Source organism: Vibrio sp. 070316B, from assembly GCF_013114115.1.
In the GTDB taxonomy this organism is placed as follows: Bacteria; Pseudomonadota; Gammaproteobacteria; order Enterobacterales; family Vibrionaceae; genus Vibrio; species Vibrio chagasii_B.
This window is the reverse complement of sequence record NZ_VTYC01000014.1, coordinates 19,359-39,983: the sequence shown is the minus strand read 5'-3', so window position 1 is coordinate 39,983 and position 20,625 is coordinate 19,359. Positions and strand designations below refer to the sequence as shown.

General features: G+C 45.3%; 18 protein-coding genes. 10 read left to right on the top strand and 8 right to left on the bottom strand.

What is annotated here, in order from left to right; all coding sequences use genetic code 11:
• Window positions 1-13 precede the first annotated feature (13 nt).
• Window positions 14-1,009 carry an ester cyclase gene (locus F0251_RS12380; protein ID WP_171731071.1) on the top strand — a complete coding sequence of 332 codons (996 nt, stop codon included), beginning with the start codon at window positions 14-16 and terminating at the stop codon, window positions 1,007-1,009.
• A complete protein-coding gene (locus tag F0251_RS12375; protein ID WP_171731070.1) occupies window positions 1,002-2,735 on the top strand; it encodes a sodium/solute symporter in 1,734 nt (577 codons plus the stop codon). Before F0251_RS12380 ends, F0251_RS12375 begins: the two co-directional genes overlap by 8 nt.
• A gap of 144 nt (window positions 2,736-2,879) precedes the next feature.
• Here the strand turns inward: F0251_RS12375 and F0251_RS12370 are convergent, their stop codons facing one another.
• The 6 genes from F0251_RS12370 to bla all read right to left on the bottom strand — a co-directional run bounded on the left by F0251_RS12370 (window position 2,880) and on the right by bla (window position 10,339).
• Complete coding sequence (locus F0251_RS12370) at window positions 2,880-3,428, bottom strand: RNA-binding S4 domain-containing protein (RefSeq protein ID WP_061031096.1); 549 nt, start codon at window positions 3,426-3,428, stop codon at window positions 2,880-2,882.
• A gap of 127 nt (window positions 3,429-3,555) precedes the next feature.
• Window positions 3,556-5,175 carry a microcin C ABC transporter ATP-binding protein YejF gene (yejF, locus tag F0251_RS12365; RefSeq protein WP_171731069.1) on the bottom strand — a complete coding sequence of 540 codons (1,620 nt, stop codon included), beginning with the start codon at window positions 5,173-5,175 and terminating at the stop codon, window positions 3,556-3,558.
• Window positions 5,176-5,184: 9 nt separating this feature from the next.
• Window positions 5,185-6,207 carry an ABC transporter permease gene (locus F0251_RS12360; RefSeq protein ID WP_171731068.1) on the bottom strand — a complete coding sequence of 341 codons (1,023 nt, stop codon included), beginning with the start codon at window positions 6,205-6,207 and terminating at the stop codon, window positions 5,185-5,187.
• A 31-nt stretch (window positions 6,208-6,238) separates the two neighbouring features.
• Entirely contained in the window at window positions 6,239-7,327 is a 1,089-nt protein-coding gene (locus tag F0251_RS12355; protein WP_061031098.1) for a microcin C ABC transporter permease YejB, read from the bottom strand.
• 8 nt (window positions 7,328-7,335) lie between these two features.
• Window positions 7,336-9,231: an extracellular solute-binding protein gene (locus F0251_RS12350; protein ID WP_171731067.1), complete on the bottom strand. Its 1,896-nt coding sequence runs from the start codon at window positions 9,229-9,231 to the stop codon at window positions 7,336-7,338.
• Between the two features lie 244 nt (window positions 9,232-9,475).
• Window positions 9,476-10,339: a class A beta-lactamase gene (gene bla, locus F0251_RS12345; protein ID WP_171731066.1), complete on the bottom strand. Its 864-nt coding sequence runs from the start codon at window positions 10,337-10,339 to the stop codon at window positions 9,476-9,478.
• A 192-nt stretch (window positions 10,340-10,531) separates the two neighbouring features.
• Here bla and F0251_RS12340 point away from each other — a divergent pair, with 192 nt between their 5' ends.
• The gene (locus F0251_RS12340; RefSeq protein WP_171731065.1) at window positions 10,532-11,575 is read left to right on the top strand and encodes an endonuclease/exonuclease/phosphatase family protein; all 1,044 of its coding nucleotides are present in this window, start codon (window positions 10,532-10,534) and stop codon (window positions 11,573-11,575) included.
• Window positions 11,576-11,689: 114 nt separating this feature from the next.
• Here F0251_RS12340 and F0251_RS12335 read toward each other — a convergent pair whose 3' ends face one another.
• Together F0251_RS12335 and F0251_RS12330 are read right to left on the bottom strand one after the other, a co-directional pair.
• Complete coding sequence (locus F0251_RS12335) at window positions 11,690-12,355, bottom strand: outer membrane beta-barrel protein (protein WP_128163996.1); 666 nt, start codon at window positions 12,353-12,355, stop codon at window positions 11,690-11,692.
• 163 nt (window positions 12,356-12,518) lie between these two features.
• Complete coding sequence (locus F0251_RS12330) at window positions 12,519-13,154, bottom strand: porin family protein (RefSeq protein WP_171731064.1); 636 nt, start codon at window positions 13,152-13,154, stop codon at window positions 12,519-12,521.
• Window positions 13,155-13,559: 405 nt separating this feature from the next.
• On the opposite strand from F0251_RS12330, the gene F0251_RS12325 reads away from it, so the two are divergent.
• The 7 genes from F0251_RS12325 (at window position 13,560) to F0251_RS12295 (ending at window position 20,428) form a co-directional block, all read left to right on the top strand.
• A complete protein-coding gene (locus F0251_RS12325) occupies window positions 13,560-13,883 on the top strand; it encodes a winged helix-turn-helix domain-containing protein (RefSeq protein WP_061031102.1) in 324 nt (107 codons plus the stop codon).
• A gap of 307 nt (window positions 13,884-14,190) precedes the next feature.
• On the top strand, window positions 14,191-14,610 hold the full coding sequence (gene rbsD / locus F0251_RS12320) for a D-ribose pyranase (RefSeq protein ID WP_105058081.1): 420 nt from the start codon (window positions 14,191-14,193) through the stop codon (window positions 14,608-14,610).
• Window positions 14,611-14,695: 85 nt separating this feature from the next.
• A complete protein-coding gene (gene rbsA / locus F0251_RS12315) occupies window positions 14,696-16,201 on the top strand; it encodes a ribose ABC transporter ATP-binding protein RbsA (RefSeq protein ID WP_171731063.1) in 1,506 nt (501 codons plus the stop codon).
• Window positions 16,198-17,190: a ribose ABC transporter permease gene (rbsC, locus tag F0251_RS12310; protein WP_171731062.1), complete on the top strand. Its 993-nt coding sequence runs from the start codon at window positions 16,198-16,200 to the stop codon at window positions 17,188-17,190. Before rbsA ends, rbsC begins: the two co-directional genes overlap by 4 nt.
• 108 nt (window positions 17,191-17,298) lie before the next feature.
• On the top strand, window positions 17,299-18,177 hold the full coding sequence (gene rbsB, locus F0251_RS12305) for a ribose ABC transporter substrate-binding protein RbsB (protein WP_004739466.1): 879 nt from the start codon (window positions 17,299-17,301) through the stop codon (window positions 18,175-18,177).
• Between the two features lie 215 nt (window positions 18,178-18,392).
• Complete coding sequence (gene rbsK, locus F0251_RS12300) at window positions 18,393-19,319, top strand: ribokinase (RefSeq protein ID WP_171731061.1); 927 nt, start codon at window positions 18,393-18,395, stop codon at window positions 19,317-19,319.
• A 107-nt stretch (window positions 19,320-19,426) separates the two neighbouring features.
• Window positions 19,427-20,428, top strand: coding sequence for a substrate-binding domain-containing protein (locus F0251_RS12295; protein WP_171731060.1), 1,002 nt, complete (start codon window positions 19,427-19,429; stop codon window positions 20,426-20,428).
• Window positions 20,429-20,625 lie beyond the last annotated feature (197 nt).

Genomic DNA, 20,625 nt, shown 5'->3' with positions numbered 1-20,625 from the left:
ATGAGGAAGTATTATGTTGAACAGCTTGATAGAAAATTTCTACAGAACCTATTTTAACGCTCACTCGTCCGAACGGACTCAAGTAGCTCAAGAGATGATAAATGTTGACGTTAAATGGTGTGTCGCTCATCCGATTAACGACGTCTCTGGTGTCGATGCGACTGAACAAGCGTTTCTATTGCCGCTAATAAACTCACTACCTGATGTTGAACGACGCCCTTCAATCATTATGCAAGGTGAATATGAAGGTCGCACTTGGGTAAACTCTACTGGCTACTTTGTTGGCACATTTGCAAAACCGTTGTTTGGTATCCCAGCAACAGGAAAAACACTCTACTTGCGCTACACAGAAATGGTTTGCACCCAAGATGGTCAAATTATTGAGTCCTATCTAATCCCTGATTTTATTGATGCAATGAACCAAGCTGGCGTGAATCCGTTACGCAAGAGCCTAGGCCATGCTGGATTAGTCCCTGCCCCGGCGACTCAAGACGGGATACAGACAGGTAGCACCGCAAAGGAAGAGAGCGAGAAAAGCCAAAAACTAGTGCTAGACATGCTGGCTTGCTTGGGTCGATTTGATGGTAAACGCCTTGATTCAATGGATCTAGAAAACTACTGGCATGACGACTTCATGTGGTACGGACCGGCTGGTATTGGTACGACTCGTGGTATCCAAGGCTTCCGCGACCACCATCAAGGGCCATTTGTCTTTGCGTTCCCAGACCGAAGTGTCGATATAGAGCTCAATATTTTGTCCAAAAATGACTACGTATCCACTGGTGGTTGGCCACACATGCACGGTACACATACTGGCACCAGTGGCTGGTTAGGGTTGGCACCGACAGGCAAGCACATCGAGCTTCGCGTTATGGATATCTGGCGACGAGAAGGCGAACTACTCAAGGAGAACTGGGTCGCTATCGATATCGCACACATCTTAAAACAGCTTGGTTACGATCTGTTTGAGCAAATGGAAGAACAATTAAAAGGACGTGAGCATGTATGAGTTTGGCGCTTTAAACTGGACAATTCTCGGTACCTATATCGTCCTGACTTTAGTTATGGGAGCACTGGTTGGTAGACGCGTGACTTCCGCCAACCAATTTGCATTAGGCGATAGAAATATTCCATGGTGGGCCATCGGTATTTCTGTTGTGTGTACCTATGTTAGTGCGATGTCTTTCTTAGGTGGACCAGCTTGGTCTTACAAAGAAGGCTTGTCGGTGATCGCTATCCACCTAAACTACCCTTTGGTGATTTTCTTTATCGTTGCTGTGTTTATGCCGTTTTTCTACAACAACGGTCTCACTTCAATTTATGAATATCAAGAACGACGCTTTGGTAAAGCCTCACGTATCACTCTGTCTTTGATTTTCTTGATTAAACAAGCGATAAGCTCAGCAGCAGTCTTATATGCGACCTCATTAATCCTTGAGTTCATTACCGGTATCGACGTTACGTACTGCATCGTCATTGTCACTGTTATCGCGCTAATCTATACCGTCATGGGAGGAATTGCCGCCGTTATTTGGACAGATGTCATTCAAGCGGTCATTCTGTTTCTTGGGGCATTCATCATCATCGAAGCCGTTTGGAATGGCATGCCACAACCAATGACTGAAGTGATGCAAGATCTGAAGTCACAAGGCATGACCAATGCACTACAAACTAATTTAGATTTGAGCCAAGTTACCACCGTATGGGCTGGCGTTATCGCCATGACAATGTTCCACACTACGGTGTATGGCGGTAACCAAATGATGGTTCAACGCTGCATGGCAGCGAAAAGCATGGGTGATGCGAAAAAAGCGATGCTAATGATGGGTTACGTTGCGTTCTTCATCTACTTCGTATTCATTCTATTAGGCGTGTTATTTAACGCTTACTACGATGGTAAAGAGTTTGAGAATGGCAACACCATTATCCTGCACTATGCCAGCGAATATGGTATGCCGGGGCTGATGGGAATCATCGCCGCAGCTATTCTTGCAGCAAGTATGTCGAGCCTAGACTCCGCTTTTAACTCTATGGCTACCGTCTCTGTTACTGACTTCTATAAACGCTTTTACAAGAAAAACGAGTCAGAGGAACATTACCTCAAAGTATCGCGTTTCTTCACGGTTATGTGGGCGCTATGTATCATCATCCCAGCCTTCATGTTTGCAACCAGTACAGGCTCAGTTTTAGAGATATTAAGTAAAGCGGGTTCCTATTTTGTAGGTGCAAACTTCTGTATGTTCGTGCTTGGTTTCTACTCCAAACATATTACAGAAAAGGGACTATTAATTGGTGTCGCAGCAAGCTTCTTAGCAATCTGGTATGTAGCAGTAGCGACTGATATCGCTTGGCCTTGGTACTGTGTTATCGGTGTTTTCGTTAATGCAATTGTCGCGTACGCTGCAAGTTTGTTGCTAACAGGCAAACAAAAAGAAATGCACCTTTATACTGTCAAAGGTCAGCAAGCAGAGTATGCGCGTTTGAACAAGCCAATCAAAGAAGATGGTTGGTATGTTGTGCCGGGCAAAATCGATGCACCTTGTTGGGGACTGCTCGTTATGTTTGTATTCTCACTCGTTCTACTTTGGGGAATTAACGAGTTCATTGAGAACGCACCAATGTTGATTAACTTTATCCGAGTCTGCTCTGTTATTGTTGCTGCAAGCGTCATCGGTTACATGATTTACTCATTCAAACGCTCTAAGCCATCAAATGAAGTAGAACAGGTTAACTAAGGGTCTCCTCAAACTTAACCTAGCGACAACAAAAAAGGCTCACTATTACAGTGAGCCTTTTGGTATCTGGCGAACGCTAAAGACACATTCAGCGCTGCTAATAAGCTATAAAAGAGTTTCAGACCAGCAGTTTAAAGCTGTAAATTAGAAGAACTCAATCGAATTACGGCCGCTTTTGTCGTCACGTGTTGGCTTTGGCGTGTCCGCTTTCTTTTTCGGCTTGTTTTCTTTCTTCTTCTCTTTTTTCTGTTTCTTAGGTTCAGCTTTAGCGCTTAGCATATCTGCAGTGCTGCGCTGTGATTCTTTCTTGCTTGAACCCTTTTTAGACTGGCCTTTTTTCGACTTGTTGTCTTTCTTAGCCGCTTCTTTTTTCTTTGGTTTATCTTCTACTTCTTGTACTGGCTGGTCACAGCACACTACATAGTATTCTTGGTTAAACTCAAAGAAGTCACCATCGTACATTTTACGGCGCTTACGTGTTTCCAGCTCACCGTTTACCGCAACGTAACCTTCAGAGATAACATGCTTGGCTTCGCCACCGCCACTCACTAGGTTCGCGATCTTGAACACCTTGTAAAGCTCAATTGGCTGAGATGAAACATCGACACCAATCGCCTCAATTTCAATCTCTTCGCCTTCTTCGCCGTGCTCGTAACCTTCGTAGTCAGCGTCTTCGTAATGTTCTTGGTCCATGGTGACCTCTACCTAAAATATGTACTTCTGAAATATTGGGCGCAGTGTAATCGTAAAACAACTAAATGACCATGTTGAATTCAACCTGATCGCCCTTGTTATAAAGAATAGTGCCTCTATTGGCGACTTACACGCCACCCACGTTCGAGAGGCTCACCAACTGTTTGGTGTATTCGTGTTGAGGAGCGCTAAACAGCGTCTCGGTGTCACCCTTCTCAATCACCTCACCCGCTTTCATCACTATGGTGTAATGGCATAGGGATTTGACGACGTTCAGGTCGTGACTGATGAACAGGTACGTAAGATCGTACTTTTCTTGTAGTGACTTCAGCAGATCCAGCACTTGCGCTTGAACGGTTCTGTCTAACGAAGATGTAGGCTCATCTAACAAAATAAACTCTGGCTTCAGAATCAGTGCTCGCGCAATCGCAATGCGCTGTCTTTGACCGCCCGAAAATTCATTTGGGTAACGGTGACGTGTTTCAGGGTCAAGGTCGACCTCTTTCATCACGTCACAGATACGTTGGTCCAGTTCGGTCTCATCCAGCTGTTGATGAACTCGTAAGCCTTCACCAATCACTTGTGCCACCGACATTCTTGGGTTCAACGCTGAGAATGGGTCTTGAAAGACGACTTGCATACGGCTTCGAAATGGTAGCATCTGCTGGCGGTTTAGCCCTTGAAGCTGCTCGCTTTCATAAGTGATCGAACCTTCACTCTCCACCAGCTTTAATATAGCCATACCTGTAGTCGACTTACCCGAACCACTCTCACCCACTAAGCCAATTGAGTGCCCTTTCTTAAGGGTGAACTCCATATCAGTGACTGCTTTTATATGCGAAATAGTACGCTTAAATAGGCCACCCGTGATCGGGAACCAAACTCGAAGTTGATCTACATCGAGTAGCGGTTTGCTGTCGGGTGACACAGGGACAGGCAAGCCTTTCGGGTCTGAATTGATTAGCTTTTGTGTGTAAGGGTGAGCTGGCGCATTAAACAGTGTCTGGCAATCGTTGCTTTCGACAAGGCGGCCATCTTTCATCACCGCAACTCTATCGGCAATCTTACGAACAATACTCAAATCATGGGTGATAAACAGCATCGCCATGCCAAGCTCTTGTTGTAGATCTTTCAACAAGTCGAGGATCTGCGCTTGTACCGACACATCCAATGCGGTCGTTGGCTCGTCAGCAATAAGCAGCTCTGGCTCGTTAATCAGTGCCATCGCGATCATCACACGCTGACGCTCACCTCCAGATAACTCATGCGGATAGGCTAATATTTTTTGCTCGGGATAACGGATGCCTACTTTAGATAACCACTCTATCGCCAAGGCTTGCGCTTTATTGGTGCGCATACCGCGGTGAATCGCGAGGGTTTCAACCAACTGCTTGCCGATTCGATGAAGCGGATTCAGTGACACCATCGGCTCTTGGAAGATCATCCCGATGCGACCACCACGAATACCGCGCAGTTGCCTCTCAGAACAACTCAAGATGTCGCTACCAGAGAAGTTAATCTTTCCGCTCAAGTAATGCGACGAGCCTTTAGGCAGTAGCTTTAAGATCGAGTTAGCCGTCACCGATTTACCCGAGCCACTCTCTCCCACCAGCGCCAGTGTTTCCCCTTTGTATATTTCGAGCGAAACATCGTGTGTTACCTGCTCTATCGCCTTCTTTCTTCCAAAACCCACAGACAGTTTATCTATGGTTAGAACTGGAGAAGCAGGAGCTGTATTTGAAGTCATAACCTATCCTTACTTCTGTTGGTGTGGGTCGAAGGCATCACGTACCGCTTCACCGACGAAGACAAGTAACGTAAGCATCAAAGAAAGTACAACGAATGCGGAAATACCAAGCCAAGGCGCTTGTAAGTTGGCTTTACCTTGCGCCAGAAGCTCGCCTAACGAAGGCGAACCCGCAGGAAGGCCAAAGCCCAAGAAATCTAACGAAGTCAGTGTGGTCACGGACCCAGACAAGATAAACGGCATCATGGTTAGGGACGCAACCATAGCGTTCGGCAACATGTGACGAAGCATAATGCGTTTGTCATCGACGCCCATCGCTTGTGCCGCGCGTACATAGTCAAAGTTACGACAACGTAAGAACTCAGCACGAACAATGCCCACCAAACTCATCCAGCTGAACAGCACCATAATCCCAAGCAACCACCAGAAATTCGGCTCGATAAAACTCGACAAAATAATCAGCAAGAACAAGGTCGGCATTCCGGACCACACCTCAATGAAACGTTGCCCAAACAGGTCAACCCAACCGCCGTAATAACCTTGTGTCGCCCCAACGACCACACCAATGACACTTGAAACAATCGTCAGAACAAAACCAAAGAGTACCGAGATACGAAAGCCGTAAATAATTCTAGCCAACACATCTCGCCCTTTGTCATCGGAGCCTAACCAGTTAACCGAGTCAGGCTCCGATGGTACCGCGCCTGCGATATCAAAGTTGATAGTGTCGTAGCTGAAAGGAATGATAGGCCAAACGATATAGCCATTCTCTTCGATGAGGTCGATTACATACGGGTCTTTATAGTCGGCTTCGGTTTCAAATTCCCCACCGAATTCTGTCTCTGCGTATTCATTAATGACAGGCACAAACCATTGATTGTCATAAGAAACCAATAATGGCTTATCGTTCGCGATGATCTCAGCGAACAGGCTCAAGCCAAACAAGATGGTAAATATCCAAAGGGAGATAAAACCACGCTTATTTGCTTTAAAACGTAACCAACGAGCTTCAGCTAAAGGGTTGTTAAACATTTATTATCAATACCTTGTTATTCGTTCGCCATTAACGCGCTTCAAAATCAATTCGAGGATCAACCCAGGTATAAGTCAGGTCGGAGATAATGCTCAGAACCAAGCCTAATAAGGTCATGATATAGAGAGAACTGAACACCACGGGATAGTCACGTTGAATGGTCGACTCAAAGCCAAGTAAACCAATGCCTTCAAGTGAAAACATCACTTCAATCAACATAGAACCCGTGAAGAAAATACTAATAAATGCGCTTGGGAAACCGGCAATAATGATCAACATTGCGTTACGGAAAACGTGCTTGTAGAGAATACTGTTCTCGTCCAAACCCTTCGCTCGTGCCGTTACCACATATTGCTTGTTAATTTCATCAAGGAAGGAGTTTTTGGTCAGCATGCTGAGCGTGGCAAAACCACCGATCACCATGGCGAAAATAGGCAATGCTAAGTGCCAGAAATAGTCACCGATTTGCTGATACCAATTGAGTTGGTCGAAGTTGCTCGATACTAACCCTCGCAAAGGGAACCAACTGAAGTAGTTACCGCTGGCAAACAAGATAATCAGAATGATAGCAAACAAGAAGCCAGGGACCGCATAACCGACAATCACCACCGCGCTCGACCAAATATCAAAACGAGAGCCGTGGTGTATCGCCTTCATAATGCCCAGAGGTATCGAAATCACGTAAATGATTAACGTACTCCAAAGCCCCAGAGAAATAGATACAGGCAAGCGCTCGATGATTAAATCGATAACATTACCGCCCTTAAACAGGCTTTCACCAAAGTTAAAAGTCGCGTAGTTTTTCAACATCTCAAAGTAGCGAACGTGAATCGGCTTATCAAAACCAAACTGCTTTTTGATCTCTTCAACCACTTCCGGATCCAGCCCACGTGAGCCTTTATAGCCACTGGCAGACGCTTGATCACTCTCGCTTAAATCAACCTCTTGTCCACCACCAGAAAAGCGCTCCATAATACCAGAGTTATGCCCTTCTAATTGCGCCACAGCCTGCTCTACAGGCCCGCCTGGCGCAATCTGAATGATGAAAAAGTTAATCGTGATGATCGCCCACAGCGTGGGGATCACCAACAACAAACGTCGAAATATATACGCAGCCATGCTAACTCCTAGCGACGTTTCTCAGGAAGCAATGCCGCCTTCTCTTCTGAAATCCACCATGTATCGATACCTAAATCGTATTTAGGCAGCACATCCGGACGCTCAAACTTGTCCCACATTGCCACGCGATATTCGCCAACGTGCCATTGAGGAATGTTGTAGAAATTCCACTGCAACACACGGTCAAGAGAGCGACCTAGCGTAAGGAGCTTTTCTGGGTTCTGTTGGTTGCGTGCGATTTCTTCAGTTAACGCATCCACCACAGGATCCATTACACCTGCTGTATTGTAAGTAGAATCAATGTAGTTAGAGTTCCAAACAATCATTAAGTTCGGGCTTGGGTAAGGGTTTGGCGAAAACGATGAAGAGACCATATCGAAATCTCGATCACGCAGACGCTTGATGTATTGCGTGGTATCGACCGTACGGATCTTCATCTCGATACCCATTCGCTTGAGGTTCTTTTGAACAGGTGTAGCAATACGCTCCGTCGTTGGGCTGTAAATCAACAACTCAAACGACATTGGCTTACCAGTCTTTTCGTTGGTCATTACTTTGTCTTTTAGTACCCAACCCGCTTCCTTCAGCAGTTTAAATGCCGTGCGCATTTGGCTACGAATACGGCCACTGCCATCGGTAACTGGAGGCTGGTATTCTTCCGTAAACACTCGCGGTGGGATCTGGTCTTTGTACTGAGACAGAAACGCCACTTCGTCTTCACTTGGTAAGCCTTTCGCTTCATAGTCAGTGTTTTGGAAATAACTACGAGTGCGCTTGTACTGGCCGTAGAACATGTTCTTATTCATCCACTCAAAGTCCATCGCGTAGGTTAACGCTTCACGAACTTTAGGATCTGAGAACACCGGAGATTGAATATTGTAGACAAAGCCTTGGGTCGACTCTGGCTTCTCGTGATTGATCTCTTCTTTGACGATATAGCCTTTGTCGAAGTTTGCGCCTGTATAAGAGTTGGCCCAGAACTTAGCTGAGTTTTCAGTACGAAGGTCAAACTCCCCTGCTTTAAAGGCTTCTAACATCACGGTGTCATCACGATAGTAATCGTACTGCACTTCCTTAAAGTTATTGCGACCCACGTTAACGGGCAAATCTGCAGCCCAATAGTTTTCATCAAGGCCGTAGGTAACACTTTGACCCGACTTATAACTGATGATCTTATAAGGACCGCTGCCTACTGGCGGTTCACTTAGCGGCTCAGAGAGTTTTCTGTCTTTCCAAAAGTGCTTTGGTAACACGCGAGTGCTTTGAGCAAAGCTAAACAACTTCTCACGGTTAGGATTATTCATCTCGATACGAACAACCAAGTCAGAAACCGCAGTAACGGATTCGATGTCTTTGTAGTACACACGATATTGAGGCACACCTTCTGTCGAAAATTTCATGAAGGTAAACGCCACATCATGGGCTGTGATGGGCTGACCATCATGGAATTTAGCATTCGGGTTGATATCGATTTCCATCCAAGAGAAATCACTCGCATAACGAACTTTAGAAGCAATCAATGGATAGTAGGCATCAATTTCATCACTCGGTGAAAACATCAAAGTATCGTAAATTTCACCGGAATAACTAGCGGCAACACCGCGGGAGCCGAATCGATTAAAGCTATCGTAGGTACCAATGCTGCCGTAGGTCACTTTGCCGAATTTAGGCGCATTCGGATTAACATAATCGAAGTGAGTAAAGTTGGCTGGGTATTTTGCTTCACCAAAACCAACCAGTTGTGTGGTTTCAATAACGGTGACAGCGGGAGTGGATTCGGTATCGGATGCGTAAGTAACGGAGGGTTGTAGAGCAATAAGCGGCAGCATAACTGCACATGAGGCTAACTTTAACCTGAAAAACTGAGTGCGCTGCGAGGCCTTGCGTCGAAGATCTGTTCCCATTTGACTCTCCCTTCAAATGTCATGAATTCAATATTCAGCTTGATTTGTCGGCTTTGAATGCATGCCGTTAAAACAAGTATAGAATCAAATCTAACATCATGTAATAACTAATAAAACCATCAGCACCATAAGTCTTACGCTTTATTTACAAATTACTCGGGACTGTTCTAAGAAATATCACGCGCTAGCGCTATGGCTGAACCTGTGGCTAGCGCGTGATTGTGTAGGATTACTGCACTATTAACTACTGCACCAGATACGTGTCAAAGATAAGTTGACCCACTTCATTAATCACCTTGTCACGTTGTTGGAGAGTGAATTCAGTTTCTGTGAGAGAGACGCTGATGATCAACGGAGCTCGATGTTCACTCCACACAATAGCCGTGATTGCGCGAGAACCATAAGCGCCCGCCCCTGATCTATCCGCAATATTCCAACCACTAGGCAAGATAGAACGAAACATTCCGTCAGACACTTTATTGTCCATCATCCAGCCTTTTAACGTCGCTTTAGACGCTTGTGACAACGTATCGCCATACATCAACTCATTCAACGTCATCACAATACTATTCGGTGTTGTGGTATCGCGAGCATCACCAGGTCGAGCATGATTCAATTCTGGCTCCAAATGATCAAGGCGAGTATTGCTGTCTCCAATAGAACGCAGGAACTGAGTTAAGCCATTGGGTCCATCTATTCCACCTAGCACAATATTTGCGGCGGTATTGTCACTCATCGTCATGGTTGCGCTACACGCATCTCTAAGTGAAATACCTTTACCGACTAGCTCTTTAGTCACTGGAGACCAAACAATGAGGTCTTCAGACTTAATGTTGACCTTTGAGTCCAAATCTAGCCCTTTATTTTCAGCATCATAAAGAAGGTTCGCACAAGCCAGAGTTTTGAAGGTACTCATCATCGGGAAACGTTCGTCGCCCTTGTAGCTCCACGCTTTCTTGGTCGCAGAATCATAGACAGCCACACCAATGCGTGCCGAAACACGAGATTCAATTTGCTCAATCGATTCAGGCTTAAGGGATTGACTCAATGACGATGCAGAGAAAAAGGCGCTCAACAATACAAGAGCGAGAGAGGTATATTTTTTCATAGTGAAACCATAAGAAAACGACCGATTGATCGTAGAGAAAATTAAACTCGATACCTTAACCGCATCGAATGGAGAGAATCTAAGCAGAAAGCGACGACCTTCGCTAGATCAAATGAAAATAACTGACTAAATACGAACAATATCTCCATATTTTAGATATCCTTAAAAGAGTGATTTCAATAGGATTCAACCTTGAACAAACCAAACCAAGTAACCTTCTCGACGTTCAACCTTTTGAACTACCTTGAGCCGCCGAATGCTTATTATGATTTTGAGAACATCTACAGCCTCGATGAATGGCAAAAGAAACAGCATTGGATTGCTGAAGCGATTCGTTCAACAGGTTGCGATGTGATTGGCTTTCAAGAGATCTTCAGCCCAGAATCTTTACAGCAGCTAATGAATGAACTGGGTTACCCCTACTTTGCCGTGGTCGATAGTGCACACGTTGAAGATGATTATCTATACACCTCCCCTGTAGTGGGTATTGCTTCCCGTTACCCGATTGAAAATGTGCAGCCTGTGACACCCGATTTAGAGCTACTTTCAGCCTTCAACCTTGGCGACAAATTCTCATTCAACCGAACACCTGTTCACGCCACGATTACGTTACCCCATTTAGGTTCGACCGACTGTTATGTTGTGCACTTCAAATCTCAACGCCCAACCGAGCCTAAAGTTGAAACGGTAGAACCGAGTGACAGTTCAGCAGAGCAAAAGCCACAAAGCGATACACTGATTAAACTTCACCAGGAACAACTAGGATCTTGGCTATCGAGTGTTCAGCGCGGACTAGAAGCTCAACTGCTACACCAATACATTACCAATCAACGCTATCTAACCGACCAACCCGTTGTGTTGATGGGCGACTTTAACAAGCCCCTATTCAACGATGAATTCAAAGGGCTGTTGAGCTATTCGTTGAATCGAGATGAAACCAGCCAACATTGGCTTTCACACTTTAGATTGAGAGACAGTTGGGATCTCTACCATCAATTACACGAAGAAGACTTACTTGAACAACGGAAACCGACACACTATTACGGCGCTTCAGGCTCTGTATTGGACTACATATTGATGTCGAACGAATTTGACTGCCAGAACTCTTCGAGTTTGATGGAGATATCAAACTATACCGTGCTCGATCATCATCTGATTAACCCAAGCTTCGAACACGACCAATTCAGTACTGATCATGCTGTCGTTTCCGTCACCGCTCATATCCGCGAGGCCTAAGCTAGACACAGAAAAGCCGCAGTCAAACACTGCGGCTTTTTAGCCTAGCCAATCGGGTTTAGCCAACCGACGCCCCATTTAGAAATAGACTTGCTTTAGGCAAAACTGAATAGTTTAAAAGGTGTACATCGCGCCTAAGTAGAAAGAGTCCAAAGTTACTGTCTTTTTATATGTTTTACTCTTTTCTGCGACCGAGCCCTTCCACCTTGTCTCCTTAATTTCGGCATCAAACACATCTGCCTCATATCCTAAACGCATACTGAAAGCCGGTGCTTTTGGAGGTGTGTACTCTAAGCCAAAGCCTACGCGAGCCCCGATATCGGCATCAGACTTGATCTGAGAAGCGCTGTATCTTCCGTCCTTAGAATCTAAGTCGATGCTAGACAAACCAACCACACCAAAAGGACGTAATCCGTTATCAAACGTGTAGCCAAGATTTGCGCTTAAAGAAATAACCTTTGGTGCCCAACTGAAGTTGTAAGAGCGAGCAAAGTTTACTTTTGCGTTGTGCGCAACTACATCACCGTAATCCGTGTATTGAGCCTCAATAGAAGCAATACGATTAAACTTATAGCCGGCCATAATGCGATAAGCGTTATCTTTCGCTTCAAATGTCGCTGTTTTGGCTGAATTACTTTTTGATACTAAGCCGTCATCATCAATGTCTGACGAACCAATTGCGCCACCTAGATAAAAGCCGCTATCCGTTACCGAAGCTGATGCCGTATGAACTGTAAATGACGACAGAAGCAGTACTGCACTCAATAGAGATTTATTCATCTTCATATTACCTTGAGTCTTTAAACCAACAGCTTTGACGAACGTGTTGGTCGATGTATAAAAAAGCTGCCGACGATTGCGGCAGCTTTCACTTTAGCTAAACGGGTTGAGCCAACCGACGCCCCATTTCGAAATCGATTTACCGTTTAACAAAGTGTGAAACTTAGAAGTTGTATGTTGCGCCTAGGTAGAAAGACTCTAGTACAATGTCTTTTTCTACTTTTCTGCGATTCCAAAAACTACCTTCGTAAGTCTCGATAGTGAATGCATCCGCTTCATAACCAAGATGTAGGCTTAATGCTGATAACTTAGGCGGGGTATACTCCACACCAACACCGAAACGTACACCAGTGCCAGTATCATCGAAGTCAGAACCAGAAGGGCGAGAACCGTCTGCGTTTTTCATATCTAGATCGATAGAAGATAAACCGATAATACCGAACGGACGCATGCCGTTATCAAATGTGTATCCTAGGTTTGCAGCTACTGATACTGTTTGAGGAGTCCATGTAAACCCTTCTGTTTTATCAGCGTGGTTTTTTGCAACTAGGTCGCCATAGTCTGTATATTGAACCTCAAGCGATACAATGCGGTTAAACTTGTAACCTGCAATTAGACGGTAAGAGTTGTCTTCGGCTTCAAAAGTTACAGGTTCTGTCTTTGATGAAACTAAGTCATCATCTTCAAAATCAACGGTACCAATTGCACCGCCAAGGTAAAAACCACTGTCCTCTGCCATTACACTGTTTGTCGCTACCGCTGACATCAATGCCACGCCTAAAATTAGTTTGTTATTCATTACTGCTTGACCTTACTTATTTCAAATCAAGATTGCTAAGCGTTCCCAAACCGCACAATCTTTTTAGAGTTATCCGACACCCCGTCGAATTGGCAATCAGATTACGCTCACAGAAAACAAAAAAATAAATAAAAATATAATCACTTAGTAACTTCGAACAACAAAATCAGTAAAAACAAATAACCAACTGAATAACAAAGAAATAAAACATCTTCACTTTTCGCAAAAAATCCCACATCCATTTTCAAACCAACGGTTTTTTATATTTTTTCTCGCGTGGCTTACGTGCGCTTACTTTCAAGAGAGGTGTGATTTTGCATAATCCGCGCGCTTTGATTGCTCACTTTCGATGCACAACAAGTCATAAACCAATCTTTTCTATTCGAACAAATGAACATAAATACGATGAACCACACCATAGACTTCAGCGGCCTACTCATTGATACCAACTCTCGAACGATTACCAATCAGCAAGGTAACCGTATTGCATTACGCCCTCAGTTATTGGCTGTGCTCTGTCTACTAGTAGAGAACGTAGGAAAGCCAATCACTAAAGAACATATTATTGATGAGTGTTGGGAGGGAGAGCTCTCATCACCTCATGCCCTAGCTAACGTTATTTATAACCTGCGTAACGTATTCGCTCGTTTAAGAACGCCTCATATTCAAATTCTCACAGTCACTAAGTTTGGTTACGCTCTATCAATAAAAGAAGGTGAACTCGTATAGGCTTTGCCCTATTCGAGCCAACAGTAAAGCCACACATCGAGTAAACCTGTTCCTAGCTTTGCCAACGATCGGGCTCCACAAAAACGAACCTAGCCCCCTACTTCCCTCGAATTTATGCAATCAATCACGGTGACTGAGATCACCAAAAAACGCCTCATCGAAACGTTTCGATGATCGTTATCACACTCTAAGAAGGTGAAAGGTGCAAATGATAAATCACACACTATTATCACTATCGAAACGTTTCGATGGCTTTTCTTGAGTTGTTTCTCATCCCATCAAGCGTGTTTTTTCGATAGGTCGTGATATGAAAAAAAGTACTCTAATAAACTCTGAACTCTCCTACTTGGTGGCGACTCTTGGCCACACAGACGAAATTACGATTTGTGATGCAGGGCTACCGATTCCAGATCATGTATCTCGTATCGACCTTGCTTTAACTCACGGTGTGCCGAGCTTTGCTCAAACCGTAAAAACCATGCTTGATGAATCTCAAATTGAAGGTGTGGTTATCGCTGAAGAGTTTGCAAAAGTAAGCCCAGAGCATCATGCAGCGCTGATTGATCAAATCAAAACAGAAGAAGCGCGTTGTGGTAAAGAAATTGCGATTACTTACATCACTCATGAAGAGTTTAAACAGCGCACTCATGAAAGCCGCGCTGTGATTCGTACCGGTGAATGCACACCATACGCGAATGTCATTTTCCAAGCTGGCGTAACGTTTTAGCGCAAGCGAAAAATAACGACAGCCCAGCGTGATAGCTGAAAGACAGAATAACCAAATACAACTGGCCCCGAGTAAAGGAACCGACATGACTCAAGCCATTTTAGAACTTAGCTCAATTGAGAAGGCCTTCCCTGGTGTGAAAGCACTAGACAAGGCAAGCCTCAACGTTTACCCAGGACGCGTGATGGCGTTAATGGGCGAAAACGGTGCAGGTAAATCAACCCTCATGAAAGTGCTGACAGGCATTTATCACTTGGATGGCGGCACTATCGCGTACCAAGGTAAGCCTGCTGCATTCAAAGGGCCTCGAGACTCTCAACAAGCTGGTATCAGTATCATTCACCAAGAACTGAACCTGATCCCAGAGCTGACCATCGCCGAGAACATCTTCTTAGGTCGTGAAATCACCGGCTCCATGGGACGCATCTTGTGGAACGAGATGTTCCAAGAAGCCGACAAGCTACTGAAGCGCCTAAACGTAAAACACAGTTCAAAAACACCGCTTGGCGAACTGAGCCTAGGCGAGCAGCAAATGGTAGAGATTGCAAAAGCCCTATCGTTTGAATCTAAGGTCATCATCATGGATGAACCAACAGATGCCCTAACCGATACTGAAACCGAGTCTCTGTTCAAGGTAATCAACGAGCTACGTGATGAAGGCTGCGGCATTGTTTACATTTCTCACCGCTTGAAAGAGATTTTCGAGATCTGTGACGACATCACTGTACTTCGTGACGGCAAGTTCATTGGCCAGTGCGAAGTAAAAGATACTGACGAAGACGGCCTTATCGAAATGATGGTAGGTCGTAAGCTCGACGAACAATACCCTCGCATCGCACCAAGTCATGGTGAAACCTGCTTAGAAGTGATTGGCCTTACTGGCTCAGGTGTGCATGACGTTAGCTTTACCCTAAAGCGCGGTGAAATCCTAGGTGTATCAGGGCTAATGGGTGCTGGTCGTACTGAATTGATGAAAGTGATTTACGGTGCCCTTCCAAGTGAGCGCGGCGTTATCAATTTAGAAAATAAAACCATCAACCCTGTGAGTCCTAAAGATGGCCTTGCTAATGGCATCGCTTACATCTCCGAAGACCGTAAAGGTGACGGCTTAGTGCTTGGGCTTTCAGTGAAAGAGAACATGTCTCTTTGTTCACTGGACCTACTGACCAAAAGCGGTCAAATCCAACACAAAGACGAAGTGATCGCAGTGGATGACTTCATCAAGCTATTCAACATCAAGACCCCGACTCGCGAGCAAATCATTGGCAACCTTTCTGGTGGTAACCAGCAGAAAGTCGCTATCGCTAAAGGCTTGATGACTAAACCAAAAGTATTGATTCTCGACGAGCCAACCCGTGGTGTCGATGTCGGTGCGAAAAAAGAGATTTACCAACTCATTAATAAGTTTAAAGCCGACGGCATGAGCATCATTTTGGTGTCCTCTGAAATGCCAGAAGTATTAGGAATGAGTGACCGCATCATGGTGATGCATGAAGGCCGCATCAGCGGTGAATTTGACGCTAAAGAAGCAAACCAAGAATTATTACTGGCGTGTGCGGTCGGTAAAAAGATTAACGAGGACGCAGCATGAGTACCAAAACCATGAGCAAAACAACTGAAACTGAAGCGCCGAAGAAAAAGCCGTTAATCAGCAAAGAGTGGCTGATTGATCAAAAGTCATTGATTGCTTTGATCTTTCTGATTGTTGTCGTTTCTTTCTTAAACCCGAACTTTTTTACTGTCGACAACATCCTAAACATTCTGCGCCAAACGTCGGTTAACGCAATCATCGCTGTAGGTATGACGCTGGTTATCTTAACCGCAGGTATCGACTTGAGCGTTGGCTCAGTATTGGCACTTTGTGGCGCATTCGCTGCCAGCATGATTGGCATGGAAATCCCAGTGATGATCGCTGTGCCAACCGCTCTTGTAGCAGGCGCAGCATTAGGTGCAATAAGTGGTGTGATCATCGCGAAAGGTAAGGTTCAAGCCTTCATCGCAACGCTAGTAACCATGACACTACTTCGTGGTGTAACCATGGTTTACACCGACGGTCGCCCTATCTCTACTGGCTTTACTGACACAGCAGACGCATTCGCTTGGTTTGGTACAGGCTACGCAATGGGTGTACCGGTTCCAGTTTGGATCATGGTCGTAGTATTCGCATCCGTTTGGTACCTACTTAACCACACACGCTTTGGCCGTTACGTTTACGCACTTGGCGGCAACGAATCAGCAACTCGCCTATCAGGCATCGACGTAGACAAAGTAAAAATTGGCGTTTACGCAATCTGTGGTCTGTTAGCAGCGGTAGCGGGCATCATCGTGGCTTCTCGTTTGTCATCGGCTCAACCAACCGCAGGTATGGGCTATGAGCTAGACGCTATCGCAGCGGTAGTACTAGGTGGTACAAGCCTGGCTGGCGGTCGTGGTCGCATCATGGGCACATTGATTGGTGCACTGATTATTGGCTTCCTGAACAACGCCCTAAACCTATTAGACGTTTCTTCTTACTACCAGATGATTGCAAAAGCAGTGGTTATTCTTCTGGCAGTATTGGTTGATAACAAAAACAAGTAACACTTTGAACGGCTCTAGTTTGAGTCAACGTAACACCTTAATAAATTAATAATATAACAACGAGCTAGGACTCACCTCCTAGCTCACCCTACACAAAGGACTTACACCATGAAAAAATTAGCGACTCTTATTTCTGCTGCTCTTCTTTCTACAACAGTATCTGTGTCTGCACAGGCGCAAGATACAATGGCAATCGTTCTGTCTACATTGAACAACCCATTCTTTGTAACCATGAAAGATGGCGCAGAAGCGAAAGCTGAAGAGCTAGGCTACAAGCTTATCGTTCTTGATTCTCAAAACGACCCAAGCAAAGAGCTGTCGAACATTGAAGATCTAACCATTCGTGGTGTCAAGGCAATCCTGATCAACCCAACAGATTCAGATGCTGTGTCTAACGCGATTCGCATGGCTAACCGCTCTAACATCCCAGTACTAACACTTGACCGTGGCGCAAGCCGTGGTGACGTTGTAAGCCACATCGCTTCTGATAACGTAATCGGTGGTGAAATGGCGGGTCACTTCATCATGGAAAAAGTGGGCGAAAAAGCGAAAGTAATCCAACTTGAAGGTATCGCTGGTACTTCTGCAGCTCGTGAACGTGGTGAAGGCTTCATGAACGCAGTAAACGGCAGCGGCCTTGAGCTTCTTGCAAGCCAACCTGCTGATTTCGACCGTACTAAAGGTCTGAACGTAATGGAAAACCTACTTGCAGCTAACCCTGATGTTGAAGCAGTATTCGCTCAGAACGATGAAATGGCTCTAGGTGCACTACGCGCTGTTCAAGCATCTGGTAAAGACGTAATGATCGTTGGCTTCGACGGCACAGACGACGGCATCGCTGCTGTTAACCGTGGCCTACTTGGCGCAACCGTTGCACAACAACCAGACCTAATCGGTTCTCTAGGTATCGAGATGGCAGACAAAGTGCTTAAAGGCGAAAAAGTAGACGAGTACGTACCAGTACCTCTAAAAATCATCGCTAAATAATCGATGCTAATCGAGTAATACAAAGCAGGGAGTCCCCTATCTCCCTGCTTTCTTCACTCAATAGCGCATTTACTCACTGGCTCAAAGCAAAAACCGACAGTGCATCACTGTTTCTCATTCCTCTATCGCGACTTGACGACTCTCTCGCGACTGAATAGCTAACCATGAGAAAGACCCATGCATTTTCAAATACGATATATCATAAGGCTCGTATCATGACTCAACTGATTGTTTTAGGTAGCGTTAACGCTGACCACGTACTGCAAGTTCCTTCGTTCCCTCGTCCGGGTGAAACCTTGATTGGCGGTAACTATCAGGTCATCCCTGGCGGTAAAGGCGCAAACCAAGCGGTAGCCGCAGCACGATTAAACGCAGATATCGGCTTCATCGCCTGTGTCGGTGACGACCCATTCGGCATCAACATTCGTCAAGATTTTGCTAGAGACGGAATTAACATCGACGGTGTTATCGTGGCAGAGAACACGCCAACTGGCATCGCTATGATCCAAGTATCAGCAGCGGGTGAAAACAGCATTTGTCTTTCTCCAGAAGCGAACAACAAGCTGACTTGCGAACAAATCGAACCACACCTAGAGAAGATCCGCGGTGCGAAATTCCTTCTAACTCAATTGGAAACCCCAATCGAAGGCATTGAATACGCAGCGAAAGCCGCTAAAGAGAGCGGCACTCGCGTGATTCTAAACCCTGCCCCAGCTCGCCCATTATCAGATACGTTATTAGCGTGTGTAGACGTGATTACGCCAAACGAAACGGAAGCAGAAGTGCTGACAGGCGTTACCGTAACCGATAGCGCATCTGCTCATCAGGCGGCTTTGGCTCTGCATGCAAAAGGCATCGAAACGGTAATGATCACTCTTGGCGCTAAAGGTGTATGGGTAAGTAAAAACGGTGAGGGTGAGTTAATCGCTGGCTTCCGAGTTGAAGCGACAGACACCACCGCTGCTGGTGATACCTTCAACGGTGCACTAGTGACAGGCTTACTTGAAGATATGCCAATGGAACGCGCGATTAAGTTTGCTCATGCTGCGGCGGCAATTTCAGTAACTCGCTTTGGTGCTCAAACGTCTATTCCAAGCCGTGATGAAACAGACGCATTTTTGGCAGAGCAACTGTCTGCCTAATAGGTTGCAGCTTAATTAAGTTATGTAACAACAAATAACTAAACATAAGCCCCTGTTTTCAGGCAGAATATCGCCCAACGTGGAAGGTTATTCCCACAAGGATTTTTATGGCAACAATGAAAGACATCGCTAAGCTCGCAAAGGTATCGACCTCTACGGTAAGCCATGTGATTAACAAGTCACGTTTTGTCAGTGAAGAGATAGCTGAGCGTGTCAACAATGCCGCGAGAGAGCTTAACTATGCGCCTTCTGCATTAGCTCGCAGTTTGAAGATGAAGCAAACCAAAACGCTTGGCATGCTAGTGACAACCTCTACCAACCCATTCTTTGGCGAAGTAGTAAAAGGCGTTGAACGTCGTTGTTATGAAAAAGGCTACAACCTTATCTTGTGTAACACCGAAGGCGATAGCGAACGTATGAAATCGTCTATCGATACACTGCTACAAAAACGTGTCGATGGCTTAATGCTGATGTGCTCTACCCTTGAAGGCGAACATATCGACGTGTTCGAACGTTACCCAGAACTGCCTGTCGTGGTGATGGATTGGGGACCAATGCTGTTTGCGAGCGACAAGATTCAAGATAACTCGCATCAAGGTGGCTACATGGCGACCAAGCACCTGATTGATAACGGCCACTCTCAAATTGGCTGTATCACAGGTCCGCTGCATCGTAACCAGGCATCATCGCGTTACCAAGGCTTCAAGCAAGCGATGGAAGAAGCAAGTTTAGAGATCAACCCTAACTGGATTGTAGAATCAAACTTTGAATGTGATGGCGGCTTTGACTCCTACCAAACATTAAAAGCCCGTGGCGAAATGCCATCAGCGATATTTGTTAGTAATGACATGATGGCAATGGGCGTGATTCATGCGGCAGCGCAAGATGGCACATCAATACCCAATGATCTGTCTATTATTGGCTACGATGACATCCACTTGTCTAAATACATGACACCGGCGTTAAGCACTGTCCACCAGCCAAAACACCGCTTAGGTAAAGCAGCCGTTGATACACTGTTGAGTCGCTTACAAACACCAGACGCCTACCCACAGGTCGTTGAGTTAGAGCCGACCCTAGTAGAACGAAGCAGCGTGAAAGCGATTTAACCCACAATCACCCTTACCCCATCATAAAGAGCCAGCTTATTAAGTTGGCTCTTTGTTTTTAGACTTAGTTGGTCAATAAAAGCTTCGTCCATCAAACCATCACCCTACCTCTCAAAACATGTATTTATGCATTAAATAGAGACATTTTCGAATCAAAATATGCATTTACACACTCAACAACTCATTCTCACCTACAC

Coding starts and splice junctions, on each gene's coding strand:
- F0251_RS12380 (WP_171731071.1), top strand. CDS start 14: ATGTTGAACAGCTTGATAGAAAATTTCTACAGAACCTATTTTAACGCT.
- F0251_RS12375 (WP_171731070.1), top strand. CDS start 1,002: ATGTATGAGTTTGGCGCTTTAAACTGGACAATTCTCGGTACCTATATC.
- F0251_RS12370 (WP_061031096.1), bottom strand. CDS start 3,428: ATGGACCAAGAACATTACGAAGACGCTGACTACGAAGGTTACGAGCAC.
- yejF (WP_171731069.1), bottom strand. CDS start 5,175: ATGACTTCAAATACAGCTCCTGCTTCTCCAGTTCTAACCATAGATAAA.
- F0251_RS12360 (WP_171731068.1), bottom strand. CDS start 6,207: ATGTTTAACAACCCTTTAGCTGAAGCTCGTTGGTTACGTTTTAAAGCA.
- F0251_RS12355 (WP_061031098.1), bottom strand. CDS start 7,327: ATGGCTGCGTATATATTTCGACGTTTGTTGTTGGTGATCCCCACGCTG.
- F0251_RS12350 (WP_171731067.1), bottom strand. CDS start 9,231: ATGGGAACAGATCTTCGACGCAAGGCCTCGCAGCGCACTCAGTTTTTC.
- bla (WP_171731066.1), bottom strand. CDS start 10,339: ATGAAAAAATATACCTCTCTCGCTCTTGTATTGTTGAGCGCCTTTTTC.
- F0251_RS12335 (WP_128163996.1), bottom strand. CDS start 12,355: ATGAATAAATCTCTATTGAGTGCAGTACTGCTTCTGTCGTCATTTACA.
- F0251_RS12330 (WP_171731064.1), bottom strand. CDS start 13,154: ATGAATAACAAACTAATTTTAGGCGTGGCATTGATGTCAGCGGTAGCG.
- F0251_RS12325 (WP_061031102.1), top strand. CDS start 13,560: ATGAACCACACCATAGACTTCAGCGGCCTACTCATTGATACCAACTCT.
- rbsD (WP_105058081.1), top strand. CDS start 14,191: ATGAAAAAAAGTACTCTAATAAACTCTGAACTCTCCTACTTGGTGGCG.
- rbsA (WP_171731063.1), top strand. CDS start 14,696: ATGACTCAAGCCATTTTAGAACTTAGCTCAATTGAGAAGGCCTTCCCT.
- rbsC (WP_171731062.1), top strand. CDS start 16,198: ATGAGTACCAAAACCATGAGCAAAACAACTGAAACTGAAGCGCCGAAG.
- rbsB (WP_004739466.1), top strand. CDS start 17,299: ATGAAAAAATTAGCGACTCTTATTTCTGCTGCTCTTCTTTCTACAACA.
- rbsK (WP_171731061.1), top strand. CDS start 18,393: ATGACTCAACTGATTGTTTTAGGTAGCGTTAACGCTGACCACGTACTG.
- F0251_RS12295 (WP_171731060.1), top strand. CDS start 19,427: ATGGCAACAATGAAAGACATCGCTAAGCTCGCAAAGGTATCGACCTCT.